25 protein-coding genes, 1 pseudogene and 1 riboswitch are annotated in these 24,752 nt (G+C 59.2%); of the genes and pseudogenes, 17 read left to right on the top strand and 9 right to left on the bottom strand.

What is annotated here, in order from left to right; genetic code table 11:
* Positions 1-42 precede the first annotated feature (42 nt).
* From AC0V6U_RS10610 to AC0V6U_RS10595, 4 genes are all read left to right on the top strand, one after another.
* Positions 43-1,335: a metal-dependent hydrolase family protein gene (locus AC0V6U_RS10610; protein ID WP_472645751.1), complete on the top strand. Its 1,293-nt coding sequence runs from the start codon at positions 43-45 to the stop codon at positions 1,333-1,335.
* 116 nt (positions 1,336-1,451) lie between these two features.
* Positions 1,452-3,275, top strand: coding sequence for a DUF885 domain-containing protein (locus AC0V6U_RS10605; RefSeq protein WP_472643139.1), 1,824 nt, complete (start codon positions 1,452-1,454; stop codon positions 3,273-3,275).
* Between the two features lie 127 nt (positions 3,276-3,402).
* Positions 3,403-3,756, top strand: a complete 354-nt coding sequence (locus tag AC0V6U_RS10600) for a hypothetical protein (protein ID WP_472643138.1) — start codon at positions 3,403-3,405, stop codon at positions 3,754-3,756.
* Positions 3,746-5,284: an FAD-binding protein gene (locus tag AC0V6U_RS10595; RefSeq protein ID WP_472643137.1), complete on the top strand. Its 1,539-nt coding sequence runs from the start codon at positions 3,746-3,748 to the stop codon at positions 5,282-5,284. The genes AC0V6U_RS10600 and AC0V6U_RS10595 overlap by 11 nt, the downstream gene beginning before the upstream one ends.
* Positions 5,285-5,317: 33 nt before the next feature.
* Here the strand turns inward: AC0V6U_RS10595 and AC0V6U_RS10590 are convergent, their stop codons facing one another.
* Positions 5,318-6,436 (bottom strand): NAD(P)H-dependent flavin oxidoreductase, encoded by a 1,119-nt coding sequence (locus AC0V6U_RS10590; protein WP_486169460.1) that lies wholly within the window; start codon positions 6,434-6,436, stop codon positions 5,318-5,320.
* 166 nt (positions 6,437-6,602) lie between these two features.
* Between AC0V6U_RS10590 and AC0V6U_RS10585 the strand changes: the two genes are divergently transcribed.
* Positions 6,603-7,439, top strand: coding sequence for an MBL fold metallo-hydrolase (locus tag AC0V6U_RS10585; protein ID WP_472643135.1), 837 nt, complete (start codon positions 6,603-6,605; stop codon positions 7,437-7,439).
* Positions 7,440-7,491: 52 nt separating this feature from the next.
* Here AC0V6U_RS10585 and AC0V6U_RS10580 read toward each other — a convergent pair whose 3' ends face one another.
* From AC0V6U_RS10580 to AC0V6U_RS10570, 3 genes are all read right to left on the bottom strand, one after another.
* Positions 7,492-8,838 carry a hypothetical protein gene (locus tag AC0V6U_RS10580; RefSeq protein WP_472643134.1) on the bottom strand — a complete coding sequence of 449 codons (1,347 nt, stop codon included), beginning with the start codon at positions 8,836-8,838 and terminating at the stop codon, positions 7,492-7,494.
* A gap of 19 nt (positions 8,839-8,857) precedes the next feature.
* Complete coding sequence (locus tag AC0V6U_RS10575; RefSeq protein WP_472643133.1) at positions 8,858-10,180, bottom strand: DUF1036 domain-containing protein; 1,323 nt, start codon at positions 10,178-10,180, stop codon at positions 8,858-8,860.
* Between the two features lie 151 nt (positions 10,181-10,331).
* Positions 10,332-11,033, bottom strand: a complete 702-nt coding sequence (locus tag AC0V6U_RS10570) for an SOS response-associated peptidase family protein (RefSeq protein WP_472643132.1) — start codon at positions 11,031-11,033, stop codon at positions 10,332-10,334.
* An 84-nt stretch (positions 11,034-11,117) separates the two neighbouring features.
* Between AC0V6U_RS10570 and AC0V6U_RS10565 the strand changes: the two genes are divergently transcribed.
* From AC0V6U_RS10565 to AC0V6U_RS10550, 4 genes are all read left to right on the top strand, one after another.
* The gene (locus AC0V6U_RS10565) at positions 11,118-11,717 is read left to right on the top strand and encodes a thiamine biosynthesis protein ThiC (protein WP_472643131.1); all 600 of its coding nucleotides are present in this window, start codon (positions 11,118-11,120) and stop codon (positions 11,715-11,717) included.
* A 151-nt stretch (positions 11,718-11,868) separates the two neighbouring features.
* Positions 11,869-12,999 (top strand): glycoside hydrolase family 5 protein, encoded by a 1,131-nt coding sequence (locus AC0V6U_RS10560; RefSeq protein WP_472643130.1) that lies wholly within the window; start codon positions 11,869-11,871, stop codon positions 12,997-12,999.
* A gap of 36 nt (positions 13,000-13,035) precedes the next feature.
* Positions 13,036-13,161: riboswitch (TPP riboswitch) on the top strand.
* A gap of 58 nt (positions 13,162-13,219) precedes the next feature.
* On the top strand, positions 13,220-15,115 hold the full coding sequence (gene thiC, locus AC0V6U_RS10555; RefSeq protein WP_472643129.1) for a phosphomethylpyrimidine synthase ThiC: 1,896 nt from the start codon (positions 13,220-13,222) through the stop codon (positions 15,113-15,115).
* Positions 15,112-15,600, top strand: coding sequence for a RidA family protein (locus tag AC0V6U_RS10550; RefSeq protein WP_472643128.1), 489 nt, complete (start codon positions 15,112-15,114; stop codon positions 15,598-15,600). The genes thiC and AC0V6U_RS10550 overlap by 4 nt, the downstream gene beginning before the upstream one ends.
* A 277-nt stretch (positions 15,601-15,877) precedes the next feature.
* Here AC0V6U_RS10550 and AC0V6U_RS10545 read toward each other — a convergent pair whose 3' ends face one another.
* Positions 15,878-16,012, bottom strand: a complete 135-nt coding sequence (locus tag AC0V6U_RS10545) for a hypothetical protein (protein WP_486169542.1) — start codon at positions 16,010-16,012, stop codon at positions 15,878-15,880.
* A gap of 253 nt (positions 16,013-16,265) precedes the next feature.
* Here AC0V6U_RS10545 and AC0V6U_RS10540 point away from each other — a divergent pair, with 253 nt between their 5' ends.
* The 3 genes from AC0V6U_RS10540 to AC0V6U_RS10530 all read left to right on the top strand — a co-directional run bounded on the left by AC0V6U_RS10540 (position 16,266) and on the right by AC0V6U_RS10530 (position 17,026).
* Complete coding sequence (locus AC0V6U_RS10540) at positions 16,266-16,523, top strand: cold-shock protein (protein ID WP_472643127.1); 258 nt, start codon at positions 16,266-16,268, stop codon at positions 16,521-16,523.
* Between the two features lie 84 nt (positions 16,524-16,607).
* Positions 16,608-16,811, top strand: a complete 204-nt coding sequence (locus tag AC0V6U_RS10535; protein WP_472643126.1) for a hypothetical protein — start codon at positions 16,608-16,610, stop codon at positions 16,809-16,811.
* Positions 16,808-17,026 carry a hypothetical protein gene (locus tag AC0V6U_RS10530; RefSeq protein WP_472643125.1) on the top strand — a complete coding sequence of 73 codons (219 nt, stop codon included), beginning with the start codon at positions 16,808-16,810 and terminating at the stop codon, positions 17,024-17,026. The genes AC0V6U_RS10535 and AC0V6U_RS10530 overlap by 4 nt, the downstream gene beginning before the upstream one ends.
* A 12-nt stretch (positions 17,027-17,038) precedes the next feature.
* On the opposite strand, the pseudogene AC0V6U_RS10525 reads toward AC0V6U_RS10530, so the two are convergent.
* Positions 17,039-17,606: pseudogene (locus tag AC0V6U_RS10525) on the bottom strand (YaiI/YqxD family protein).
* A 464-nt stretch (positions 17,607-18,070) separates the two neighbouring features.
* Here AC0V6U_RS10525 and AC0V6U_RS10520 point away from each other — a divergent pair.
* Together AC0V6U_RS10520 and AC0V6U_RS10515 are read left to right on the top strand one after the other, a co-directional pair.
* The gene (locus AC0V6U_RS10520; protein ID WP_472643124.1) at positions 18,071-18,433 is read left to right on the top strand and encodes an HPF/RaiA family ribosome-associated protein; all 363 of its coding nucleotides are present in this window, start codon (positions 18,071-18,073) and stop codon (positions 18,431-18,433) included.
* Between the two features lie 225 nt (positions 18,434-18,658).
* Positions 18,659-18,958, top strand: coding sequence for a GIY-YIG nuclease family protein (locus tag AC0V6U_RS10515; protein WP_472643123.1), 300 nt, complete (start codon positions 18,659-18,661; stop codon positions 18,956-18,958).
* 29 nt (positions 18,959-18,987) lie between these two features.
* Here AC0V6U_RS10515 and AC0V6U_RS10510 read toward each other — a convergent pair whose 3' ends face one another.
* Complete coding sequence (locus AC0V6U_RS10510; RefSeq protein ID WP_472643122.1) at positions 18,988-19,572, bottom strand: lipocalin family protein; 585 nt, start codon at positions 19,570-19,572, stop codon at positions 18,988-18,990.
* Between the two features lie 533 nt (positions 19,573-20,105).
* On the opposite strand from AC0V6U_RS10510, the gene AC0V6U_RS10505 reads away from it, so the two are divergent.
* The 3 genes from AC0V6U_RS10505 to AC0V6U_RS10495 all read left to right on the top strand — a co-directional run bounded on the left by AC0V6U_RS10505 (position 20,106) and on the right by AC0V6U_RS10495 (position 21,998).
* Complete coding sequence (locus tag AC0V6U_RS10505) at positions 20,106-20,318, top strand: cold-shock protein (RefSeq protein ID WP_472640701.1); 213 nt, start codon at positions 20,106-20,108, stop codon at positions 20,316-20,318.
* Between the two features lie 304 nt (positions 20,319-20,622).
* Positions 20,623-21,546, top strand: coding sequence for a hypothetical protein (locus tag AC0V6U_RS10500; protein ID WP_472643121.1), 924 nt, complete (start codon positions 20,623-20,625; stop codon positions 21,544-21,546).
* 215 nt (positions 21,547-21,761) lie between these two features.
* Positions 21,762-21,998, top strand: coding sequence for a hypothetical protein (locus AC0V6U_RS10495; protein ID WP_472643120.1), 237 nt, complete (start codon positions 21,762-21,764; stop codon positions 21,996-21,998).
* A 66-nt stretch (positions 21,999-22,064) separates the two neighbouring features.
* Here the strand turns inward: AC0V6U_RS10495 and AC0V6U_RS10490 are convergent, their stop codons facing one another.
* Positions 22,065-23,267: a hypothetical protein gene (locus AC0V6U_RS10490; RefSeq protein WP_472643119.1), complete on the bottom strand. Its 1,203-nt coding sequence runs from the start codon at positions 23,265-23,267 to the stop codon at positions 22,065-22,067.
* Between the two features lie 85 nt (positions 23,268-23,352).
* A complete protein-coding gene (locus AC0V6U_RS10485) occupies positions 23,353-24,570 on the bottom strand; it encodes an FAD-binding domain-containing protein (protein ID WP_472643118.1) in 1,218 nt (405 codons plus the stop codon).
* Between the last annotated feature and the right edge of the window lie 182 nt (positions 24,571-24,752).

Here is a 24,752-nt window from a genome sequence, read left to right as displayed (position 1 = left end):
AGAGCGAGCCTATCAGGGGCAAAACGTAAGAGAGGTGTAATGATGAAATTGCTATCCAAGCTCGCGGTTCCCGTGATCGCTGCTGTGACACTGCTGAGCGCGCCTGCGGCGGCTGAGACGATTGCGATCCGTGCCGGCAATGTGATTATCGACGCGAACAGCGAACCGACCGGGCCGGCCTTGGTGATCGTCAGAGATGGTAAAATCCTCGAGATTGAAGTGTTGGCCAACGCTCCTCCTCGGCCATTGAATGTTGACCGCGTTATCGACCTCTCTGACAAAACCGTCCTGCCCGGCATGATCGATCTGCACACGCATCTGTCCGGCGATCCCAGCGGCGAGTTCTGGCGCGCGGCCACCACGCCGCCAGAATATTACACGCTGATCGCGGCGAAGAACGCCCGCATCACCGCTCTGGCTGGGTTCACCACCGTGCGCGATCTTGGCTCGCGGACCGATCAGGTCACGCAAATGCTGCGCCGCGCCACGGCAGAGGGCATTGTGGCGGGGCCGCGTGTTGTCACATCCGCCCGCACAATCAGCATTGTTGGCGGACACGGCGACACCAATGGCTTTCACAAACATGTGAACGAAGTGCTCGATTCCGGGTTCACCTGCACCGGGCCGGTCGAATGTTCGGAGAAGGTGCGCGAGGCATCCAAATATGGCGCGGATCTGATCAAGATTACCGCCACTGGCGGCGTGCTCAGCCAGCAGGGCCGGGGGCTAGAGGCGCATTTCACCGACGCTGAAATGAAGTCGATTGTCGACACAGCGGAAACGCTCGGCCTGAAAGTCGCTGCTCACGCCCATGGTGCGCGCGGGATCGAAGCGGCGGCGCGCGCCGGCGTGCACACGATTGAGCATGGCACCTATATCGACAAGGCCGCAGCTGACGCGATGAAAGCAAACGGCACGACTTTGGTCCCCACGCTGATGGCGTTTGAAGGGATCAAAACCAACCTCGGCACCGGCTTTTACACCCCAGTGGTGGAGGACAAGATCCGCACAGTCGGCCAGTTTGCTGGCACGATTGTGGAGCGCGCGAACGAATACGGCGTAAAGATCGCGTTCGGCACCGATGCGGGCGTCTTCCCGCATGGTCAGAACGCTGGCGAGCTGGCTCTGATGCGCAAAGGCGGCATGTCAGACCGCGCGGTGCTGGCATCAGCCACCACGGTCGCAGCTGAAGTGCTGGGACTGGAAGATGAGATTGGCCGGATCGCGCCGGGCTTCTCAGCCGATATCATTGCCGTCGATGGCAATCCGCTGGCTGATGTCAGCGTGCTGGAGGATGTCGATTTCGTAATGGTTCGCGGCCGCGTGATCGAATGATTGCGGCCAATTGATCGAACAGGATTGAACGTTGGTCGGGCATGCGCTTGCCCTTGCATTGGGGCAGGGGTAGCGCGGGCTAAGCAATCAAATTTGGTTAAGGGGACTCCCGCATCATGCATATTCGTGCCGCACTTCTCGCCGCGACAGCCTTCGTTCTACCCGCTGCGCCAGCTCTGGCTGACAATCACAGCGCCGCGACGGAAGCCGCCGCTGAGCAGCCGCAGACGGAAGGCGAAAAGCTGTTTGCTCTGTTCGCCGATTCTGACCAGCGCCAGCTCGCGCTCAACCCGCTCTCACGACTGTTTCGCGGGGATGATAAGGACGCGGACAAGCTTGGCGATTTCCTTACTGATGCTCAGTTCCTCGCCGGTCGCACTGACACGCAATTGAACATGGCGCTGCTTGCGCAGATCGACCGGTCGAAACTCTCGGCCACCGATCAGCTCGCCTATGATGTGTTCAAATACAATCAGGAGCAATCGCTCAAAGCCAGCACGGACCGCATTCGCGCGCTGACCGAAGTGCGCCCGGTCAACCATTTCAGCGGCTTTCACACCTTCTACCCCAGCTTCGCCAGCGGTACCGGCGCGGCCCCATTCCGCACGATCGCCAATTACGAAGACAATCTGTCGCGCCATGATGATTACATCGCGATCAATGACCGCGCGATTGAGAAATTCCGCGACGGCATGGAAAGCGGCGTGGTGGAAACCAAGCTGACAATTGGCAATGTCATTTCTCAGCTCGACACGCAGATCGGCATTCCGATTGCGGATTCGCAATTTATGGGCCCAGTGAAAAACTTCCCAGAGGATTTCTCTGAGGAAGACAAAGCGCGCCTGACCGCGGCCTACGAAGCGAAGACCCAGGAAATTTATGCCGCGCACACCCTGATGCGCGATTTCCTGCGCGATGAATATCTCGCCGTTGCCCGCGACAGCGTTGGGCTAAGCCAGATGAAAGGCGGCGAGGAGCTTTATGCGCAGCTAATCGAGAGCACGACGACGCTGCCGCTCGATGCGAATACGATCCATGAGCTTGGCCTCAGAGAAGTCGCGCGGGTCAAATCGGACCTTGAAAAGGTCCAGGCTGAGGTTGGGTTTGAAGGCACGCTCAACGAGTTTTTCGACTATGTCCGCACCGATGAACAATTCAAGCCGGAGAGCCGCGAGGCGCTGACCCAGAGCTATTACGATCTCGGCAAAGAGGTCGATAAGAAGATCGGCGAATATTTCTCGCTGCTCCCTAAGTCGGAGCTGGTGATTAAGCCTTACGATCCCTCGATTGAGCAGTTCAGTGCGGGCGGTTCGTATCAGTCCGGCACCCCCGATGGATCGCGCCCCGGCACGTTCTATTTCAACGCCTATGACCTGCCGAGCCGTCTGACGACCGGCAATATGACGCTCTACCTGCACGAAGGCGCACCGGGCCATCACTTCCAGATCAGCCTGGCACAGGAAAACGAAGCTCTGCCCGCGTTCATGCGCTTTGGCGGGACGACTGCCTTTGTTGAGGGCTGGGCGCTTTATGCTGAGACTTTGGGCTATGAAATGGGCTTCTTTGAAGACCCGTGGAACCGCTATGGCACGCTGCAGGATGAGCAGCTGCGCGCGATGCGTCTGGTGGTCGACACCGGCCTGCACGCCAAGGGTTGGAGCCGGGAGAAGGCGATCGACTTCATGCTGGAAAACTCCGGCATGACCCGGACCGAAGTGGTCTCCGAGGTTGAGCGCTACATCGCTATTCCTTCGCAGGCGCTGGCCTACAAAATCGGCGCGCTGAAAATTCAGGAACTGCGCGCGCGGGCTGAAGAGCAACTGGGCGGAGACTTCGACATCAAGGAATTCCACGCTCAGGTGCTGAACACCGGCGGCCTGCCGCTGGCAGTTCTGGAAGCCAAAATCGACCGCTGGATCGCGGCGCAAAAGGGCGGGTAAACGCCCGCCCAGTTTAATACTGTAATGATTGCATTGCTTTACAGGCTGTGAGCCAAAATTGTCGCGTCGATACTATTGATCGCGGCCCATCGTGATATCCTTCTTTCATCTTTGAGAGGAGGGATTCGTGAATTCACTGCCCAAAGCCGCGTCAGTTCTTGTGCTTGCAGTGCTGGTGTCTGCGTGCAGCACAACCCACTTCTTTGTAGTACAAGAACCCGTGCGGGCTGGCGGACCGGAGCGCGCGAGTGCCGATAGTTTTGGCGGCGCAATCGAGAAGACGGAAGTGCTCGAATGCGAGAGCAATGCGGTGGCCGAAGTGCGCGTGAAGCGCGATTTCTTCAATTCGCTGATCGGCGCGATAACGCTGGGCGCATACCAGTCGACCTCCATCGAATATGTCTGCTCCAAGAGCGAAGATGACGAAGTGCCGGTGCTCGGCGGCTCTGAGCGAGGGGAAGGTGGCCAAGATGGCGACTGATCCCAAGCTTCATCGGCGCAGCTCAAATCGCTGGCAAAATTGGCATGAGACATACGCCGTTGACGCGGGGCGCCGATACGAATTGCATCCGGGGTCTGGCGGGCTTTCACCAGCGAAATTTCGCAAGTCGGCTGAGCTTGTGCTCGACCTGATCGAAGAAGCCAAAGCGGAAGCCAAAGTTCTGCGCGCAGTGGGCGGGACATGGTCCTTCTCGCAGGTGTCGGGCCAGCAGGATGCGTGGATACTCGACACAACTTACGCGAACAGAAAGGCTCGGCTGAGCGCCGGTGCGATGGACGCAGGCTTTGCTGGCGATGCCGACGGTCTACTGCTCGTCCAATGCGGCGTCTCCATTTTCGAGATCAACCGCTATCTTGAGAAGGAACGGGGCCGCTCACTTGCGACAAGCGGGGCCAGCAATGGCCAGACGTTCGTAGGCGCGATGTCCACCGGCACGCATGGTTCGGCAATCGATCACGGCGGCATTCAAAGCCAGGTTGTGGCCATCCAGCTGCTATCGGTTGGTGGCCAGAACCTGTGGATCGAACGCCCTTCAAAGCCGATTGCATCGGCCGCGTTTGTGCAGGATTTCGGTGCGGAGCTCAGGCGGGATGATGACCTGTTCGATGCCGCATTGGTTTCGCTTGGCTTGCTCGGTGTCGTCCATTCGGTGGTAATCGAAACCAGGCCAATCTTCTTGCTCAGCGCGTCTCAATTCGAGCACCCCTATGACGACCGCCTAAAGCAGGCGATGCGCACGCTCGATCTGGCAGGTATCGACATCCCGCCAGAGGTGCAGGTGCCTGCGGGTAACCCGCGACCCTATTTCTTTCAGGTGGTGGTCAACCCGCACAAGCAAGATACACCGACGCGGGTGAAGCTGATGTATGAAGAGCCGTTTCCGGCCACTCATCAGATCGATTATCGCCTGCAAGGAAAATATGGCGCGGGCTTCGACCTGCCGGGCCTCGTGGGCAAATTCCTCGATGCGGTCGATCCGCTCACACCTTTGCTCACCAGCAAACTATTCGACATGCAGCTAAAGCTGTTCGCGAATGAGAAGGGCACTTGGGGTGAAACATTTGATTTCACTACGCCGCGTTCGCAAACCGCTGGAGCATCGCTGGCGGTTCCGGCCGATCGCTGCATAGAAGCGCTCGACCTGGCAATCGAGGCGCATAAGCAATTTGGCCCTGCTCCGATCGTGTTTGCTTGCCGGTTTGTGCAGAAATCACCCGGCCATCTGGCTTTCACCCGGTTTGAGCCAAGCTGCGTGATCGACATGGACGGGCTGAACTCGATGAACACCCATTTGGTCATCGAGCGTGTGCGCAGCGCGCTGGATGCTGCGGGCATTGAATATGCGCAGCATTGGGGCAAATTTCATGATCTCACCGGCGGCCGATTGGCGGCATCTTACGGCGGCGACCTTGAGCGTTTCCGTACAGTGCGCAGTGCATTGCTGCCTACGCCGGAAGATCGCCGGACCTTCTCCCTCGCGGCGCAGGAAACGGTGATCGGGCTTTAGCGGAATGCGGCTCAGCTCGCCTGCTGCCCGCGACTATTCAAGCGCGCCAGCCAGCGCTTCATAGCCGCTGGCGAATTCCTGTTTGAAATCCTGCACCACGCCGCCTGCGCTGCGCACTTCGGTGACAAGGCCAACGCCTTGCCCGACGAAGTAAGAGCATAGCTCGCGTGCTTGTTCATTGCCATTCACCGCCGCCTTGTCGATCGCGCGCAGCACGGGCTCAGACAGCAGCATCATCAGCGGCATCGGCAGGGCGGGCATCCCCGCCTCTTCCCAGCGTGCGTGCCAGCCCGATCGCAGCTGGCGGCTGAATTTGCCGGTGCGGTGTTTGGAGCGGATCGTGTCGCGGCTGGAGGCTGCGATCATCTTCTCGCGGAAAACCTCATGCGTCTCGGCCTCCTGCGTGGCTAGCCACACGCTGCCGCACCATGCGCCTGCTGCGCCCATCGCCATCATCCCGGCCATCTGCCGCCCGTTCATGATCCCGCCTGCCGCGAGCACGGGAATATCCGCGCCAGCTCGCTCAATCGCCTCGATCACCTCCGGCACCAGCACGATCGTGCTGACCTCACCGCAATGCCCGCCGCCTTCACCGCCTTGGGCGATGATCAGATCAACGCCCGCCTCGATTTGCTTCATCGCGTGCTCTTTTGCGCCGACCAATGCGGCCACCGGAATGCCGTGCTTCTTGCCCGCTTCGATCATTGCGGGCGGGGCCGTGCCCAGCGCATTGGCGATCAGGCGGACGGGGTGATTGAAGCTGACCTCCAGCAATTCCTGGCCCAGCGAAGTATTGGGCGCCTGGCTGCCGCCGAGCGGCGCTGTGCCATCCAGGCTGACGCCCGCTTCTTGCAGGATTTTGGTGGTCATATCGCGGTATTCTGCCGGGATCGCGGCGACGATATCGTCAGCGCTCACCGAGTGATCGACCGCCTGCACCTCGGGGATCAACACGTCGATGCCATACGGCTTGCCCTCTACATTGTTGTCGATCCATTTGAGCTCTGTTTCGAGCTGTTCCGGGGTGAAACTGACCGCGCCAAGCACGCCAAATCCGCCAGCGCGGCTGACCGCGGCGACCACATCGCGGCAGTGCGAGAAGGCAAAGAGCGGGAATTCACATCCCACCATATCTGTCATGCGAAATGGCATTATCGGGTCTTTCGTAAGGTTTGCGGTGTGGCCTTAAGGATTGCGGCGCGCAGCGCGCGTGGTCAAGGCTTAGCGGCCTGATCCGATGGAAGTCGCGCCAACTGGACCTGCTGCGGATTGCGGCCTACCGTTTACGCGCGAACGGATGGATGGAAAAGGAATGGGTATGGCTTACGGTGCAGGTCTGACTGCGGCTTTGGGAGCATCTCTGTTGGCGGGGTGCTCCGCCGCACCCGCATCGGAGGCTCCGGCTGGTGAGAGCAGCCGCGTGGATGCCGTCACCTCGATCCTGAACGCCGGGGTCAGCGCGAATATGGGCGGTGCCAAATTTCTGTTTGACCCCTTGTATGACAATCATTTTGGCTCGCTCGCTGAAATGGGCGAGCCTCTGATCGAGGCGATTATCAATGGCAGCGCGCCTTACGATAATGTCGATGCGGTCTTCGTCAGCCACGCGCATGGTGACCATTTCTCCGCCGAATATCTCAACCGCCTGATGGCCGCGCAGCCGGGCGTGCAATTGATCGCGCCCGCTCAGGCTGAAGAGGCAATGCAAGGCCACGAACTGTGGCAGGATGGCTTTGCCGAGCGGATCACCAGCGTCACGCTCAGCAATGGTGAGGCGGCGGAACGGATCGAAGTGTCAGGGGCGGTGGTTGAGGCTCTGCGCACCCCGCATGCAGGCTGGCCAGAGCGGCATAGCGAGGTGCACAACATCACCTTCCGGGTCTCCGCCACCAATGCCGCAGGCGCGCCAATCCGCGTGATGCATATAGGCGATGCCGATCCCGCTGCGCAGCACTTCACCATGAATTCAAAGTTCTTTTGCTGCGCGCGGACGAATTTGGTGATGGTGCCGTTCTGGTTCTTCCAACAGGATGAGGCCGGGCTGCTGATCGACCGCACGCTCAACGCAGAAAAGGCCATTGGCGTGCATGTTCCCGTGCAGACACCCGCATTCCTCGAAGGCAGCGATTGGACCTATTTCACCAAGGCCGCATGAGGAAGTCGCCATCACTCCCATCGCCAAGCCGAGCGAGTGATCACTCCCGCAGCTATTCCCAAGCCGGGCTGTTTTTCTGAAGGTAGACTTTAAGCGGGCTGCCGCTCGCAGCTGCTGCCAAAGCTGACTTGTATTCGGCCGATACGGCGTCACAGGCCAATTCCTCCCAGCGCTGCATGATTTGCTCATTGCGCTCCGTGTCTTCGCTCGTTTCTCCTGCGAAGTGATTGCACAGCGACAAGCGGTCGATCATCGGCGAAACGCCAGGCGCGAGGCTCGGCAAGCGCTCTGCCAGCATATCGGGATTGGCTAGGAAATAGACGACCGGGTCCGAATGCGGCTGGCGTTTCATTGGCGTGTCGACGCCAACTGATCCGCTTGGCAATTGCCCCGCATCACTCGCGATAAAGCGCACCCGTTCTTCATCGACGAAGAAATCGAACCTTGCCTCCCCTGCTGAGCGTGAGAACAAGCCGCCGCGAAATTCCTTGCCAGCATCAGTCGGATTGCCGACAAAACGCAGGACCAGTTCGCCTGCTTCAAGCGAGATTGTGACCCCGTCATCATCGAGCATCGCCATGTAGACGATTTGGTCATTGTCGGTGCAATCGATCTGGCGATCATCGCCTGTGATGCTGGATAGGCCAGCGGTGGCGCTGGGCTGATCTGCCTCGCGCATGCCGGGCGCGATAAAGTTCATGGTCAGGAATTCACCGACGTTATCAGGGTTGCTGATTTTGTAGTGCCGCCCGCCTGCGCTTGCATCAACTTCGCCAATATTGATCGCCAGCGGCCCGTCTTCGGTGATGGCAAAGGCAGGTTCGTCGCCCACCGGCGGGTGGATGGCAAAGAAGCGTTTGCCATTGGTGGTGATGCAGACATTTTCAATCTCGAAATAGGTGGGCGGGGCGGACGGATCGGCGCCGTAGCCCGGTTTGACCTTCGCCCAATAACTGCCATTGCTGGCGATCTGCGTGACCGGATCTGACTTGCCTTCGGAGGCTGGGGCAGGGGGCCCCGTTCGCTCCAATTTGCATGTGCTTGACGGTATCGCCTCGGATTTTGCAGAGGCTTCTGTCCTGAAAATGGCCGTGTCACCCTTTTCGTGGAAACTGGTGATGTCGGAAGCGTATCTGACCCCGCTGCCGGTTTGCGTTGCGGGCAGCAATTGGAGCGCGGCCAAATTGTCGTTACGCCCCGTTGGGAATCCCACCTGCACGGCGCTTTCACCCAGCACTTGGAGCCTGGTCACCGTGATTTTGAAGCCGCCCTCGCAGGCATAAAGCTGCATCTCGCCGCGCTCAAAATCAGGTCCGCCCGGCCCGTGAGATGCTAGCGCTGGCGCAGGCAGAAGAGCGAGCGTTCCGGCTGCCAAAGCCATTGGAATTAAGGTCTTCATCGGTCTGTTCCTCCCAGCATTATTCAAACGGTATCGTGTTGTCGGTGTGAGGGCCGACCACATATCTTTGGCCGGTCATGACATCGCGCGAGTGGCATTTGATCGCTTCGGTTTTTGCAAAATGAAAGGCGCGGCCTGACGGTGCGCATAGCTCCATCCCGCTGCGCGCCTGCCAGCGATCCTCGCCGCTTCTTCCGACGACGAATATCTCGCCATAATAGGCGCTGCCATCGGCTTGATCAGGCAGGCCGACCCACGCACAGCGGCCCCTGTCAATTGTCCACCAGCCCACACTCGACCAATTGGAACGCGGCGAATAATAGCCCCAGTCATAATAGCCAAAAGCGACATGGACTGTTTCGCGTGTGCGGTTGCAGAATTGCACCTCGGTCTGTTGGTCGGCATATTCATATTGCGCGAGGCTGCCCGGTTGGGTTTGCACACGTTTGTAAACGTAAGGGGCCTTTTCTTCGCGCGGCGGAGCGATGTCGCCGCGAGGTGCGATGATGCTTCCAGTGTAGTTCGTGCGCCACACCTCTGTTTCATTGCGGACATAGGCGAAGTCACCGCCCAAGCCCGCTGTGACAGCCACCGTGAGGCCCTGATACGCGCCATCATAGCCGTACCATATGCCGATATCCTTGCCATAGGCTCCGCTGCCGCCATGCGCGGTTCCCGCGATGCCACCTGACCCGGGTTGGTTGCGACCTTTGAAGAACCCAACCACAATTCCGCTTCCGCCGCCTAGAGTCCCGAATTCAAGCGCCTTGGTGCGATAGCGCGAGGCAGGAAGTTGTCCCGCCGTATCGAACGCAAAGCCTTTGTCGAATTCTGCGCCAATCCCAATCCCGCCGCCGCTGACAAAGCCGATGGTGACGGTGCGGTAACCGGCTTCGTCGGCGAGCTGCATCGTCCCTTCGTAGCAATTGGAGGCGAGGATCTTGTCGTGGAAGGCTTTGCTGTGCGGGTTGGCCAAAATGTCTGCGGGAAAGCGGCAACTCGCCCAGGTCGTTGCAATCCTGGCGATCAGATCGGCGGATTGATCCGCTCTTGCCGCAGCCTTTGACAGGATGGATTTGGAGCCACCTGAGGCGCGAACGCAGTAACCGGCATTGGGATCAAGTGCGGTCCTGCTGCGCTCAACCAGACCCTTGTTGCAAGGACGACCAGGCCGCTCCCATACTTTGCAGGCGCGTTGACCGGCACCGCCGCAGGGTGTTCGCGCAGCAGCCGATGCGGCAAAACTGATGTGGCTTGTGGATGTGCTTGGCGCAGGCGATGCGAAAAACGCCAGCGCAGCGCTGATGGCTGAAACCACAATAGCAGACTTAGAAAAGCGCATGGCACTTCCCCCTAAGTGAACAGTCTGCGACCCATGTCTTTTGTTGTTGGTCAGTCTTTCTAATGCGCCGGGTTGAGCGGATCCTGAACGCGATTGTTGTCAAAGGTACAGGAAGATTGAAGGGCGCGAAAGGGCCGCGGACGGTGAGCGGTTAGTCAGGCTGATCTGAACCCAGTTCAACGAGCGGCGTAGGCTGGCTTTGCTCTGCGATGCTGCGCGCCGCGTCCCAGCCGCTGTGGAGCCAAGTTTGCCGCGCCGCCTCGCTATCGGGCACGATCACCGGCATGCTCTTGCATCCTGCATCTCTGGGCGCACCCGCCGCATCGCGGGTTAGGAGGGCGAAGGCGGGCACATCCTCGTCTTTCCAGACGCCCGCCATGGCGAAGATCCCGCCACCTTCCGGCGCGAACCAATGCTTGAGGCGCCGCCCCTCATAATCCGTACCGCTGCCCCACAGCATGACGCTGGTCAAGGGCACTAGGCAGCGGAACTCGCTGTTGCGCAGGTTTCCGATCCAGAACGGGCTGTCGAGATTGCGTACAGAAGCAATGCGCCGGGTCGGATCATCTGACTTGGGAGGGGGCAACACACCCCAAAGGCGCGGCGTCATGCGCGGGCTGAGGCGTCCGCCAGCGGGCCGCGGTCCAGCGATGAATTCGCGCCCTGCAGTGATGACTGGCGCAAAGTTGAGCGGGGCAATATAGCCGCCCGCCCACGGGTCCTCGCCTGGTGCTGCGCCAAATCGCCGCGCCACATCGGCGGCCTTTGCATCAAGGCGGTAGAGCTGGGTCAGGCGCCAGTCCCAGATGCACTGAAAGCGTGGGGCAGCGCGGCGTGATTGCTTAGGCTGCAAAAATTGTTCATCGGGGATGTAACCTTTCGCCTGCCTACTCCGAAGTCAGGCGGATACACCGCATCCATTAAGGGGTCCATTGCAATGGAACTTACACTGAAACGCACCGTCCAGGCCTTGGCCGGGCTGCTCATATTGTCAGCCATAACACAGGCGATCTACACGGGCCTTTACATGGCCGAAGTCGATGTCCCGCGCCAATTGATGTGGGGCGCCGAAGGGTTGATCTTCGTCCTGCTGGCGGCCTTTGCCGGGTCCGCTTTGGTGGATGCAAAGCGCTACAGCCTCGGCTTTTCCGCCATCCTGGTCGCGGGCACGCTCAATGTTGTTCAAGTCGGCGTTGGCCTCACCATGTTCGGTCCATTCTTTGAGGCAGCTGGTGAAGTCGAAGGATTGCAGCCAGCGGCTGGCGCGGTCGTTGCCTTCTCCTTCATGGTCTACAATGCGGCGAAGATCCTGCTGGGTCTCGCGGCGATTGTTTTCGGCATGGCCAAGATGAACGGCGGCGCGAAAGCGCTGGGCGGGCTCACTGCGGTGATTGGCGCGATAGCCATGATCGCGAACACTCTATCCATGGCGCTCGGCCGTGACTTCTCGGGCAGCTTGCCGCTAGCTGGCGGCTCTGGCGTTCTTGCCACGCTGCTGCTCGCGCTCTGCCTGTCGGTCGCGGTCAAAGACGACTGATACTAGCCATCGAAGCGCGGCCGCATTCCGCCAACCTAGCTCGAGGCGGTTGCTCGTTTCGCCTTCCCTGTCGCAGCAGTGGTCGCAACCTGTCTTGAAGGACATACGAAAGGAGTGACAACGTTGACAGTGGTAAGGTCGGGGAGAAGCGATGATGGGTATGGCATCGGGTTGGCGCAGGCATTGGCATAGCGGAGCCGCGATTGCGGTCTTGGCCATGGTGACCGGTCTTACAGGGTGTGGCGGGGGTTCTGGCAGCAGCAACGGACCGGCCGTTACACCGACGCCGACACCCACTGCAACGCCGACACCAACACCGACTGCAACACCCGTTCCCCCGAGCCCCGGCGCACAGCTCACTCAGGCCGACGCGCGGATTGGCGCATGCATCAACATGTCGAACCAGCTGGAGGGCAATCCCACCGAAGGCAGTTGGGGACGCCCGATTGCCGATGATGACTTCGCGCAAATCAGAGCGCAGGGGTTTGAAACCGTGCGCATGCCGGTGCGCTGGTCGACCCATGCGCTCGCCGCTCCGCCTTACACGGTAGATGCGGCCTGGATGGACCGGGTGGAAGAGGTCGTCAATCTGGCCCGCGCATCTGACCTGCGTGTGATCCTGAACGTTCATCATTATGATGAGATTTTCGCCGACCCGGATGGCCATAAGGATCGCTTTGCAGCCTTCTGGTTGCAGATTGCCGATCGGTTTCAGAATGCCGATGACATGGTCTGGTTCGAATTGCTGAATGAGCCGCACAATCAGATCACCGATGCCAATCTGCTCTCGATCCTGGAGCCTGCGCTGGCCAATGTGCGAGCGACGAACCCAACGCGCCCCGTGGTGATTGGGGGAGAAAATTTCAGCGGGATCAATTCGCTGGCGACGCTGCCATTGCCCGATGATCCCTATCTGATCGCCACATTCCACTATTACGATCCGTTTGATTTTACCCATCAGGGCGCCAGCTTTCTGGCCAGTCCGCCGCCCTTTGGCCGCGTGTTCGGCACGCCGCAGGATTTAAGCGAGGTCGATAACAGCGTCGCAAAGGTGCAGGACTTTATGAACCGCACGGGCCGCCCAGTGTTCATGGGCGAATATGGCGCGATCCAAACCATCCCCTCGGCCAATCGCGCGCTCTATTACCAGACTGTGACCGATGCGTTCCGCGCTGCCGATGTAGATCGCTGCGTCTGGGGATACATCAGCTCGTTCAACTTCCGCGAAGATGCCATCGGCGGGGCATGGGATAGCGCGATGTTAAACGCTATCGGCCTTTAGCGCACTGGACGCAGGCCGCTGCGTAGCGTAATTGTGCTTCCATCCCCGGGGAGCCAGCGAGTCTGATTATCAGGCGCAGGCTGAGAGGGGCGCATCGCAGCGCTCGACCCGTTGAACCTGAACCTGTTAATACAGGCGGAGGGAAGGGCTCTTCACCCGCTCATCCTGAGCTCGTCGAAGGGCCGAAGTCCTATCCGCCATTCTTGGAGACTTCGCAGCCATGGCAGACATCAACTCACCAGTCGAAATTGGGGTCACCACCGGGCCCATCCGTGGCAGCCGCAAGGTCCATATCGGCGCGCGCACGGGCAGCGGCATTCAGGTCGCCATGCGCGAGATTGATCTGGAAGGCGGGGAAGAACCGGTGCGCGTCTATGACACCTCCGGCCCCTACACCGACACGAACGTCAACATCGACATCAATGCCGGCCTCGCCGCGAAACGCCGTGACTGGATAATGGCGCGCGGCGATGTCGAGGAATATGACGCCCGCGAGGTGAAGCCAGAGGATAACGGCCAGCTCGGCCCAGACCGCAGCGGCGGCGTCCCGCAATTCCCCAATGCCGTAAAGCGTCCGCTGCGCGCGAAGGCTGGCATGAACGTCAGCCAGATGCACTATGCCCGCAAAGGCATCATCACGCCGGAGATGGAATATGTTGCCGAGCGCGAGAATTTGGGCCGCGAGATTGCCGCTGATCTGGTGCGCGATGGCGAGAGCTGGGGCGCGGAAATCCCAACGGTGATCACCCCGGAATTCGTCCGCGATGAGGTCGCCCGCGGCCGCGCGATCATTCCCAACAACATCAACCACCCGGAAACCGAGCCGATGGCGATCGGTCGCAATTTCCTGGTCAAGATCAACGCCAATATCGGCAATTCCGCCGTCGCATCAGACGTCGCCAATGAAGTTGACAAGATGGTGTGGGCCACTCGCTGGGGCGCGGATACGATCATGGATCTGTCCACCGGCCGCAACATTCACGACACCCGCGAATGGATCATCCGCAATTCCGCCGTACCGGTGGGCACCGTGCCGATTTACCAGGCGCTGGAGAAGGTCGGCGGGGTCGCAGAAGACCTCACCTGGGACATTTTCCGCGACACTCTGATCGAGCAGGCCGAGCAAGGCGTCGACTATTTCACCATCCACGCCGGGGTCCGCCTGGCCTATGTGCCGATGGCCGCGAACCGCGTGACCGGCATTGTGTCGCGCGGCGGCTCTATCATGGCGAAATGGTGCCTCGCGCATCACAAGGAAAGCTTCCTCTACGAACATTTCGACGACATCACCGAGATCATGAAGGCCTATGACATCGCCTATTCACTCGGCGATGGCCTGCGCCCAGGCTCCATCGCGGATGCCAATGACGAGGCGCAATTCGCCGAGCTTTACACCCTGGGCGAGCTGACCCACCGCGCGTGGAAGCATGACGTGCAGGTGATGATCGAGGGGCCGGGCCACGTGCCCATGCACAAGATCAAAGAGAACATGGAAAAACAGCTGCAGGTTTGCGGCGAGGCGCCGTTCTACACCCTCGGCCCGCTCGTCACCGATATCGCGCCGGGATATGATCACATCACCAGCGGCATCGGCGCGGCGCAGATCGGTTGGTACGGCACGGCGATGCTTTGTTACGTCACGCCGAAGGAACACCTTGGCCTGCCCGACCGCGACGATGTGAAAGTCGGGGTTGTGACCTATAAGCTCGCCGCGCACGCAGCCGACCTGGCAAAGGGTCACCCAGCGGCAAAGGTGCGCGATGATGCCCTGTCAAAGGCGCGCTTTGAATTCCGCTGGAGGGATCAGTTTAACCTGTCGCTCGACCCGGAAACGGCCGAGCAATATCACGATCAGACCCTGCCCGCAGAGGGCGCGAAGACAGCGCATTTCTGCTCCATGTGCGGGCCAAAATTCTGCTCGATGCAGATCAGCCAAGAAGTGCGCGATTTCGCCGCAAAGCAAAACGAAAGCCCCGAGACGTTCCTCGCCGCAGAAAAACTGGGCGCGGACACCGCCGAGGCCAGCAAGCAAGCTGCGCTCAAAGGCATGGAAGAAATGAGCGAGAAATATAAGGATATGGGGCAGAAGCTGTATCTGCCGGAGGAAGGCGCATGAAGGCCCTGATCAAATCCATCGCAGTCGCGGGCGCACTTTGCCTCGCGGGTACCGCCGCGCAGGCGGACGATCACTCAGAAGCTTCTTCGAAGAAGCAAACACTCATGCCCGAAGCGGAAGGTCCGCGCGCCTTTATGGAACAGTTCGGTTTTTCCGAAGCGGTAATCCATGGCAACACCGTCTATCTGTCCGGCGTGATCGTCGGCGGGGGACAGGACGGCACATTGAGCGAAGAGGGGCTTGAGAGCACGTTTGAATATCTCGGCAGCGTGCTGGAGCGCGCAGGCTCAAGCTGGGACGATGTGATCGATCTCACCACCTACCACACCGATATCGAAGCCTCGATGCCCGCATTCAGCGCTGTAAAGAACCGCTATATCAAAGCGCCCTTTCCAGCATGGACCGCGATTGACGTGGACCGGCTGTTCTCGCCAGGCGGCGTGATCGAGATCAAGATCACCGCGCGGGTTACGCCTAAGGAGTGAGGCCAGCAAGCAAGCTGCGCTTAAAGGCATGGAAGAAATGAGCGAGAAGCAGTCGAAAAACTGGCACCGAGATTGGAAGTTCAATTTGATCGAGGAAAGCAATCTCGATTGGATTGATCTGGGCGTCGAGTTGGGCTTGCGAGAGTGAATATGCGCAGTCGTTCGTTGTCCTGAAACAAGTTCAGGATGACGTGCGGGGGGGCATGATGACGGAGGGGGCGTGAGGGACGACAGCGCCAAGCGGGATCAGGCTGGGGCCCAATCCCCCTTCGACGGATCAACCGTTCTTCATATTCTCCAGCCCCTTGATCGCTCCGGGCTTTTGGCTCGGCTGCGAGGCGTTGGTTTTGACTTTTTCCTTTTTGGGCTTGCGGGCTTCGCGGCTCTTCTTTTGTTGACCTTTGGCCATCACATTTTCCAATCTCAGCGGAATGCTGAGTGTGAGCTTTTAACAGCGAATATGAAGTTTGCCCAAAATAAAATATTTAATACGAATCAAATTTCAAAGTATTGAAAAATAATATTTTGATCCCACCTAAATAATACTAGCAGTCGAAATTGACGACATATAGTATTTATCAGTATTTCTGTCTTTCTTTTCAGCCTCTTAGTGCATGCACAAGTGGTCGCTTCTGATCGCCTGCGTGGAATAAGGAGACGACCTCATGGCTCACTCAGGAAAAATCAAATCATACGATGTCGCTAAAGGCAGCGGCCTCATCACTCCCGTAAAAGGGGGCGATGCGTTGCCGTTCAACAAGGCTGATCTGCAACAGCAAGCGCAAGAGCCTCGCTCAGGCCAAGACTATGGCTACGAGACGCGCCAAGTGAACGGTGGCGCCACCTATGCAACCAATATGACGCATGGGACAGCTCAGCCAGAACAGAGCCAAGGCGAACAGGCCAGCAAGCAACAAGGCTAAGCCGAAACTTGGCCGGGGGCGTTTTCCAGCGTCTCCGGCTTGGTCCTTGGCTAGGTCTCGACTATCTCAGAAAGGAGCTGGGCCATGGATCTCAATGAACTGCTGCACGCACATCAGCTTGCCGCGATGAAGGCGCGTAAGGCCGACAATGTCGATGAACGCCAGAACCAATTCGACTTGATCACGCTATATGCCAAGCGCATTCGGCTGCTGCGCAAGAGCGACGGATTGCCCCACAACGAGACCCCCTTCGTTTATGGCGAGCCGCCGCGCCCGGACCTGTCATGACACGGCCCGTCGGACCGGGCGAGACCGCGGACAAATTGGCCGAGTGGGACAATGAAGGCGGGGCGCAGAGCGCTTTTGGCAATGCTTTGCCCGGCGGGATTACGACGCGCCTTGTTCGCGAATTTATGGTCGGCCCGTATTGCTACACTGACCTTCAACTCGCGATTGCAGAGAGAGAGCGGCAAAACGCGGCTCCGGGTCCTGGAGCTAAGTAGCCAAAGAGGTCCCTAACCCCGTCCCAGCTTCACCAACACCCGGTCCAGCTCTTGCAGGAAACGCGAGCGGTCTGCCTTTGAAAATGGCGGTGGGCCGCCACCGATGCCGTCCATCCCGGCGCGCAGGTCTTCCATAATTGCGCGGGTTGCGATGGCGCTGCCGATGCTGGCGGCATCGAATGGTTTGCCATTGTGAGACAGCACCGCCGCGCCTGCCTTTAGGCACCGCTCGGCCAGCAGAATATCGGCGGTGATCACCACGCTGCGCGCATTCGCATTTTCCGCGATCCAATCATCCGCCGCGTCATATTTTGGGCCCTCATACGCCGGGCGGTGGGCATCCGCCCACCTTGGCTGCGGCCTAACCGGCCTAGCGCGCGGTCGCGCTTGCGGACGGCTGGTCGCCGTCCGAATATCCATCGACGACAATCCGCTTTATGCGCGGGTGATCGGGGATGCGGAACGGCGAATTGCTGACGATGCGCACCTCAGCCTTAAACCGCTCTGCGACGCGGTAGACCTCTTCCTTCACTGGGCAGGCATCGGCATCGACCAGGATTGTGATGGGGGTTTGTGACATAAGTGGTTGGTAGCTGTGGGAGCGCCTTGGGGCTAGCGGGAGTTTTTTGTTTACACCCTCAGGCGCCGGAGTCTTTGTGTTCCGCATCGCATCCGCGATGCGATATCCTCGCTCACGCGATCATAGATCGCATCGCTGCGGGCGGGCGGGCGCCCTTGCGGTCGCGACGCGACCGTGCTCCGCGACCAAGCCAGCGGAAGCGCACCAAGTATCTTGGAACAACATCCATGACCTGGAATGGCTCGGCGAGCGACCAGCGAGCCGCAAGCGCGACCGCGCGCCTAGCCGGTTAGGCCGAAAGCCAAGCGAACGGATGTGAGCGCCCGGCGTTTGAGGGCGCAAACAAAAAATCGTGCTCCGCGACCAAGCCGCGAAACTCCCACTCCGAAATCCCTCGAAATTCCCGCGCGGCTTCCCATATCCATTACCACAACAAACCCCCTAAGAGAGGAGCGTCGCCCCCGATGCCAAACACCGAAACCATGCAGTTCCAGTTCAACTCTGACAGCAGCGTTATGGGCACTGAAAACGTCGCAGAGCGGATTGAAAACGCCGTGCGGCACAAGCTTGCCCGGTTTGAAAATCGCCTCACCCGGCTCGAGGTTCACGTGCGCGATGACAATGCGCGCAAGGGCGGCGATGACGACAAAGCCTGTATGATCGAAGCGCGCCCGCGCGGGGACAAGCCGATTGGCGTCACCGAACATGCGGGCGATGTGGACACGGCGGCTCGCAAGGCGGCCAACACCATGGCCCAGCGGCTGGAACGCGTGCTGGGCAAGCAAGAAAAGCACAAACACGACCCGCGGCCTGATAAGGAGATGTGAGGGAGCTTTTTTGTTTGCGCCCTCAAACGCCGGGCGCTCACATCCGTTCGCTTGGCTTCCGCGCCATAAGGCGCGACGCCCGTGCGGGCTTGCGGCTCACTGGTCGTTCGCCGAACCATTCCAGGCCGACCACAATCCCTCGTCATCCTGAACTTGTTTCAGGATAACCGCCTCAAAGATGCTTCACTTGTTATGCTGGTGTGAATTCAGCATGACGGTGGGCATATGGCCAAACAACCTTGCGTCTATATCCTAGCGAGCGGCCGCCGCGGCTACATCTATATCGGCGTCACTTCCAATCTCGCTCAGCGCGTGTGGCAACATCGCACTGGCGCAATCGAAGGGTTTGCCAAAAGGCGAAATTGCAAACGTCTCGTCAGGATTGAGATGTTTGAGAGCATGTATGACGCGATCTCGCGCGAGAAGCAGCTGAAGCATTGGCACCGAGAGTGGAAGATCAATTTGGTGGAGGCGGAGAACCCCGATTGGATTGATCTGAGTCTGGAGCTGCGTTTGCGAGAGTGAGGCTTGTGGCTTGTTATCCTGAAACAAGTTCAGGATGACGGGGTGGTGGGCGCTTGCTCGGTAATTCTCACCAAATCCCAGTCATAGCCGAGCTCGCGCACGCGGGCTTCCAGCGCGGCGCGCAGTTCTGCGCTGGGTTGGGCCTCGCGGGTGAGCATCCATAAATAGCGCCCTGATGGCTCACCGACGATCGACCACGGATATTGTCCCTCGGCGTTTGGCTCGCCGCGGTCCAGCACCCAATAATCGCCGTAGAACGGGCCAAAGAAGCTGACTTTCAGCTTGGCGCCGTCTGATCCTTCGACCACTTTGGCGCGGCCCTTGGCTTCGCTGAGTTTGCCATCAAGCCCGCCTTTGCGGCAGGAATTGAGCACCGCGATCTTGCCGTCATCGCGCTCTGAATAGGTTGCGGTGACGCCTTCGCAGCCTTTTTGAAACGGAGCCTCATAGCGGGCATATTCGTGCCAGGTGCCAAGGTAGGATGCGAGCGCGACCGGCTTTGCGGGCTCTGGCACGGCGGTGTTACCGACAGGGCCAGGGGAGCCAGCGCATGCGGCGAGCGTGGCTGCGGCGAGTAGGGGGAAAACCGCGCGCGGGGCGTGTTTGAAGGTCATGCGCTTGGCTGTGCCACAGCGCGGGCGGGAATGCTATTTTGCGGCGGTGAGATGGTCTGCGTAAGGGCTCAGGCTTTCCTACTCATGGGCGCGGCGTTTAGACCATGCGGATGGCCAATTGCCCAGCCCATTGCCGCGATCTCGCGCGCTGTCTTCAATCGATTTTTTCGATCAATAGGCGTGTCTGTGATCGGATGGTTTTTGGCTCTAGACTGTGTTCCAGCTGTTCCAAGCGCCCTGTGCGTGCGGCGAGTGGAGGAATGGGGCCCGTGAGCGCGCGAAAAGCGACCTCACATGGCGGCGCAGAAATTGCGGCTAACTCCTTCAAATTAGGTGATTGCCCAAATGTCTGCTAGTTGCACCTTGCTGACGTCGAGATTTGCGACGGACTTCGAGATTTGCCTTCCGCCGTTTGGCCCCTGTGGCCCCCGGCGTAAACCAGACGACGACTTCCTTTCATTTGACGATTTGACGCACAACCATGCCTCGCATTGGGGCATGGCAATTACCGTTTCGCTTGAAAGGAAACGACTATGTCTAAGACTGGAACCGTAAAGTTCTTCAACACTGACAAGGGCTATGGCTTCATTCAGCCTGACGATGGCTCGAATGACAGCTTCGTCCACATCAGCGCAGTGCAAGCCGCTGGCATGCAATCGCTTGATAAGGACCAACGCGTCAACTTCGACCTCGAAGAAGGCCGCAATGGCAAAGAAAGCGCTGTGAACTTGTCAGCTGCTGACTAAGCGATCCGTGGCGGGGCGGGGCTGTGATGGCTCTGCCCCGCTGCAATCCCCCTGCGCGGGACAATGCGCAAATGGGCTCGGGCACTTTGAGTCAAGAAATGAAGCGCTGATGACGCTGGCTACGGCCGCCACAGCGCTTTCCTACTCGCACTGACCGTGGTTAGAAGCGAGAGAATGAACCACAGTAACCTCCGTATTAACCCTATGGTAGCCATGCACGGTTAACGCGCTGGAAGACTTTCGCTGCATGACAGCGGGGCTGGCCGTTTGCGTCAGTACGGATCGTTACTAAGGGGTTTTGAAAATGCATCAGCTGCAGGAAGTCTTCGCGACTGCCGAAGGGGAAAAGGCTTTTGAGGCGCGCTTGCATGCGCTGTTTGCCGCCTCGGATTTCGATGCCGCTGAGGCAATCCTTGCAGAGCATATCGCGACGATGGACACCCCGGTGGCTGAGCTGTGCCGTCAGCTGGATCATGATGCGATTGAGATCAACGGCCTCGAAGATGTGTATGATTGCGTCGATGGGCTGGAAGGTGAGCCGGTCAGCACGGTGATCATCGTTGCGGCGAATCCGCCAGATCTCGCCTTTGAAAAGGGCAAGACGCATGAGCCCTTCCTCGCGGCCATGCTCTACACCGACGAGGACTATGCCTTCTCCGACAAGCCCGCTGACCAGATTATCGCGGAATGCGGCAATGAAGAGGGTCCGGCCTGGGCTGGCAAAGAAGAGGACATTGAGCTCTATCTTGAGATTGAGGGTTTTGGCCCGCTCAACACTGCGCTGCTATTCCACAAACAGCGCCACTTCTTCCGTGATGACAATCCGCCGCAAGCGCCTTTGCGCTATGTTGAGTACGTAGTTGGCTGTTGGTGGCGCGCGCTTAGGTGTCAGCAGGCCATTGCAGCGTGTGTGAAAAAGCACCTGCATCCCATCGGCATCGGCGCGGTTGTTGCGGTTGAGGACATGCGCCCTGAACTGATCAGCGTGCTTGCGAAGCCCGCGACTGAGCAGGTGGCGGAACGCCGTCCGGCGGCCGAGCTGGCATCGATCGAAGCGGAGACCTTCATTCAGCGCAAAGTCGTTGAAGAAGAGAAGGAATTCTCCGGTGCAGATCTACGCCGGAAGGTCGATGAGATCATGGAAGAGGCGCCTGAGCCGGAGCCAAAGAAGCGTGGTTTCTTCAGCCGCTTGTTCGGACGCGGTCGCTCGGTCGACAAGGCTGCCTAGCCAAACCGGGTGAGCATGGGCGCTGCAGAGCGTGAGTGCTTGCGCGCGCGTTTACCAAGAAAGCCGCGCAAATTAGGTGTTTGCGCATAAATCTGCTAACCTATCGGTCTATCCAAAGAATCTGGCGCCGCTGCGCTTTGCGGGCGGCACGACAGGCCAAGTGCTTGCACGCACTCTGACCCCTGCTGAGCCGGAGCATAAAGAGAGACCATTGCATGGCCCAAACATACGAATTCTACAGCGAACGCGCCGACGAAGCCGCGGCGCAAGCAGAAAAGTCTGATCTCGCCAATGTGCGTGAGCGGCATCTGCGGGCTGAGAAAACCTGGCGTGGTTTGGCTGAGCAGGCTCGCAAGACTGTGCAAGACCGCGCTCGCGCCGATGAAGAGCGCGCTGCACGCCGTGCGGCAGAAGCTGAAGCAGCAGAAGCGGCTGAAGCAGCCAGCGCCTAAAAACGCCTATCTAACGCATTGTGATGAAGTCTCTCAGCCTATGCTGAGGGGCAAAATGCTTGCGCGCTAAATGCCTTTTCGGCCAAACACTTTGGCGCGCAAGCCTTTGCCGCTCAGGCTCGGCATGCCCGGATTGCTAGGCGTTGGCTGGCTGACCTGGGCGGACTTTGGTGTGTCTGGATCAGGGGGCGGTGCACCGCCGTCTCCAATCGCGCGAACTTCAAACCTCCCGCCAATACCCTCGGCCATGGCGCGTTTCTCGGCCCATTCATTGGCAAGCTCGACCTTGGCGTCTTGTTCTTCAGGCATCAGGCCAGCGGGAAAGGACCGGTCGTTGATGGCGTTTTCATCGGGAACGTGGTCGTCGGCCAGAAAACCATGCTCTACGTGCTTGAGCGGAGTGAGCTCATAAAACGCTAAGCCAGCCTCGCCATCTTCCGGGTCAGCATCGCGCCAGTTCACTCGGTATGACAGGCTGCGGTCTTCCGGCCCGAACGTATCGCCATCCGGGATGACATAGCCGTTCTCCACCAGGCTCACATTCATGAAGCTGAGGATAGTTTCAAAATTGGCAGCCCAAGGCAGCACGTTGGGCTTGATCAGGATTTCTCGGCCCAGCCAGTGGCGCGCACCATAGGTGCGAATGCCGAGCTGTTGATCTTCGCCGGGGCCTGCCTGTGGTCCGAACAAATACGGGTGGATATGAAGCGGGCTCGGCGCATCCGTCGCGGCGAAGCTATCAAACATCTCGCCAGAGATCAGCTGATCAGACTGCGTCCAATGGACCGCGGATGGGCTGGCATGGTCAGTGATAATTCGGCTCATCAAGGCCAAAATTTGGAGCCGCCGGTCAAATTGTTCCCGCGTCGCGCCCGCTTGTTTGACGCCGATCTGCTGAAACATCTCGGCGATTTTGGGATCGTCTTCGACACCGCCCATAACGCCATGCGACACTTCCAGCAGGATGTGGCTGCGCGAGCGAGCGATGCGTTCGCGAATGTCTGGGCATAGAAGGCCAGTGACTGTCGATGACAATGCGGCGGTGAATACGTCAGGATTGGCTGGAGCATCGATATATTCAAAGGTCAGCATCAGTTCTTCTGAACCGTTGAATAGCCGGTAGAATTTGCCCGGATTGGCCTCAGGCACGTTGAAAATCGCGCCCGATTTCATCTCTTCGATCCGAGCGAAATCGCGCACCGCCGCCTCTAGAATGTCGTGCGGATGGTCGAACAGCAAAGCGGTTTGCAAACGGTTCGGATATCTCATCGTCTTGGGTCCCGGTTTCCAATTCCGGGACGGTAAGGCAGCAGGCGTAAGTTTCCGGTTAACTATGCACTGCAGGCGGTTTGCATCAGCCTATGCCGAGCTCTCCCAATATGCCCTCGATCTGCTTTTTGACGCCAAAGAAACCAGCCTTAGCATGCGGCCAAGTGGCCCGATCAAGTTCTGGCAGCAGAGTGACGAGATTGCCCGCTGCCTCCAACTCGGCCAGCTCCGGCCACAGCGCATCGCGCGTCCAGCCAATGGGCAAATACGGCGTCACGACCCGCGTGACCCCGGCATCTGAAAGCAGGTCAGCAAGGCTTTGCTCGCTGTCCCAAACGGTGGATTTGCAGCCAAACGCATCGGCCGCCTTGCTGAGCGAATCTGCGACGGCTTCTTCAGCGAAGCTTAGCGCTTTGTCGCCCACCTCGCGCGGTGAGCGCGCGGCGGGACGGGCTGCGCCAATGACCAGGCTTGGCACCTTTGGCAGCGTCAGCGGCGCGTGGCTCGCCGCTTCATCATGCAGCAGCAGAGCGAATGGCTCTGCAAACGCGTGGTCGCTGGGAAGATCGGGCAGGGATAATGGCTGCCTCGAATGGTCATGGGGTTCTTCAAGGGCAGGCGCTTCGGTCGCCAAACCTTCAGCCGGCAGCGGGCCGTCTGGATGATTGACCGTGTAGGTGGCGATATTATCTGGGCGAGCGAGATAGGTCTTGCCCTTGGTGTGTAGACCCGCGACCCAGCGCCAACTTAGCGTATTGGAGGCCGCATCGCCGTCGATCAGGTTCCTTAAGAAAAAGTCCGCGCCAAGCTGCCAATCGAGCTTAAGCGTGAAGATCCAAATGCTGGCGAACCACATGCGGGCGTGATTGTGCAGATAGCCCGTCTCCACGAGCTCGCGCGCCCACACATCGAACGCTTCGATCCCGGTGCGTCCGTCGATCGCCTCGCTATAGGCTTTTTGGATACCGCTGTTGCTACCCAGCCGGGCAAAGGCCGCCTCTCGATCCTCGCAAAACTGCTTCCAGATGCTAGGGCGCTGTTCGAGGTACCCTTTGAAATAGATCCGCCAGAACACCTCGGCGATGAATTTCTCTGATTTTTGCTGGCTGTGCTGCGCCAGCACAGAGGTGCAGATTTCGGTCTCGTTCAGCAGTCCTGCGTGCAGCCACGGAGACAGCAGCGAGACATTGCTGCGCCCTGTTCCATCATCAAAATTGCGCGCATCGGCATAGCGCCGTCCGGCTTTGGGCAGAAAGTTCGCAAATTGCTCAAGGCCAGCGGCGCGAGTGGGTGTCCATTGCATAGAGAGGACAACAAGAGGCGCGCGCGCGGGTTCCAACAAATTGCGCGGTGCAGACCCTGAACTGTGTAATTTTCGTGCTCAAACGCACAATAAATTTCGGAACATCTATTCCGGCGGCTCGTTCGTAACTCTGAGCGAGCAAGCAAAACGGCTTGTTCCCATTCCCCCGCGGATGACACCAA

The organism is Erythrobacter sp. W36, from assembly GCF_057364935.1.
This window is presented reverse-complemented; position numbering and strand designations above follow the sequence as displayed.

What these genes read in the sequence shown, in the direction of transcription:
- AC0V6U_RS10565 (WP_472643131.1), top strand. Translation starts at nt 11,118, where the DNA reads ATGGAACTTACACTGAAACGCACCGTCCAGGCCTTGGCCGGGCTGCTC.
- AC0V6U_RS10585 (WP_472643135.1), top strand. Translation starts at nt 6,603, where the DNA reads ATGGCTTACGGTGCAGGTCTGACTGCGGCTTTGGGAGCATCTCTGTTG.
- AC0V6U_RS10540 (WP_472643127.1), top strand. Translation starts at nt 16,266, where the DNA reads ATGGCTCACTCAGGAAAAATCAAATCATACGATGTCGCTAAAGGCAGC.
- AC0V6U_RS10490 (WP_472643119.1), bottom strand. Translation starts at nt 23,267, where the DNA reads ATGAGATATCCGAACCGTTTGCAAACCGCTTTGCTGTTCGACCATCCG.
- AC0V6U_RS10550 (WP_472643128.1), top strand. Translation starts at nt 15,112, where the DNA reads ATGAAGGCCCTGATCAAATCCATCGCAGTCGCGGGCGCACTTTGCCTC.
- AC0V6U_RS10530 (WP_472643125.1), top strand. Translation starts at nt 16,808, where the DNA reads ATGACACGGCCCGTCGGACCGGGCGAGACCGCGGACAAATTGGCCGAG.
- AC0V6U_RS10505 (WP_472640701.1), top strand. Translation starts at nt 20,106, where the DNA reads ATGTCTAAGACTGGAACCGTAAAGTTCTTCAACACTGACAAGGGCTAT.
- AC0V6U_RS10500 (WP_472643121.1), top strand. Translation starts at nt 20,623, where the DNA reads ATGCATCAGCTGCAGGAAGTCTTCGCGACTGCCGAAGGGGAAAAGGCT.
- thiC (WP_472643129.1), top strand. Translation starts at nt 13,220, where the DNA reads ATGGCAGACATCAACTCACCAGTCGAAATTGGGGTCACCACCGGGCCC.
- AC0V6U_RS10495 (WP_472643120.1), top strand. Translation starts at nt 21,762, where the DNA reads ATGGCCCAAACATACGAATTCTACAGCGAACGCGCCGACGAAGCCGCG.
- AC0V6U_RS10535 (WP_472643126.1), top strand. Translation starts at nt 16,608, where the DNA reads ATGGATCTCAATGAACTGCTGCACGCACATCAGCTTGCCGCGATGAAG.
- AC0V6U_RS10580 (WP_472643134.1), bottom strand. Translation starts at nt 8,838, where the DNA reads ATGAAGACCTTAATTCCAATGGCTTTGGCAGCCGGAACGCTCGCTCTT.
- AC0V6U_RS10610 (WP_472645751.1), top strand. Translation starts at nt 43, where the DNA reads ATGAAATTGCTATCCAAGCTCGCGGTTCCCGTGATCGCTGCTGTGACA.
- AC0V6U_RS10510 (WP_472643122.1), bottom strand. Translation starts at nt 19,572, where the DNA reads ATGACCTTCAAACACGCCCCGCGCGCGGTTTTCCCCCTACTCGCCGCA.
- AC0V6U_RS10515 (WP_472643123.1), top strand. Translation starts at nt 18,659, where the DNA reads ATGGCCAAACAACCTTGCGTCTATATCCTAGCGAGCGGCCGCCGCGGC.
- AC0V6U_RS10590 (WP_486169460.1), bottom strand. Translation starts at nt 6,436, where the DNA reads ATGCCATTTCGCATGACAGATATGGTGGGATGTGAATTCCCGCTCTTT.
- AC0V6U_RS10575 (WP_472643133.1), bottom strand. Translation starts at nt 10,180, where the DNA reads ATGCGCTTTTCTAAGTCTGCTATTGTGGTTTCAGCCATCAGCGCTGCG.
- AC0V6U_RS10485 (WP_472643118.1), bottom strand. Translation starts at nt 24,570, where the DNA reads ATGCAATGGACACCCACTCGCGCCGCTGGCCTTGAGCAATTTGCGAAC.
- AC0V6U_RS10595 (WP_472643137.1), top strand. Translation starts at nt 3,746, where the DNA reads ATGGCGACTGATCCCAAGCTTCATCGGCGCAGCTCAAATCGCTGGCAA.
- AC0V6U_RS10560 (WP_472643130.1), top strand. Translation starts at nt 11,869, where the DNA reads ATGATGGGTATGGCATCGGGTTGGCGCAGGCATTGGCATAGCGGAGCC.
- AC0V6U_RS10520 (WP_472643124.1), top strand. Translation starts at nt 18,071, where the DNA reads ATGCCAAACACCGAAACCATGCAGTTCCAGTTCAACTCTGACAGCAGC.
- AC0V6U_RS10605 (WP_472643139.1), top strand. Translation starts at nt 1,452, where the DNA reads ATGCATATTCGTGCCGCACTTCTCGCCGCGACAGCCTTCGTTCTACCC.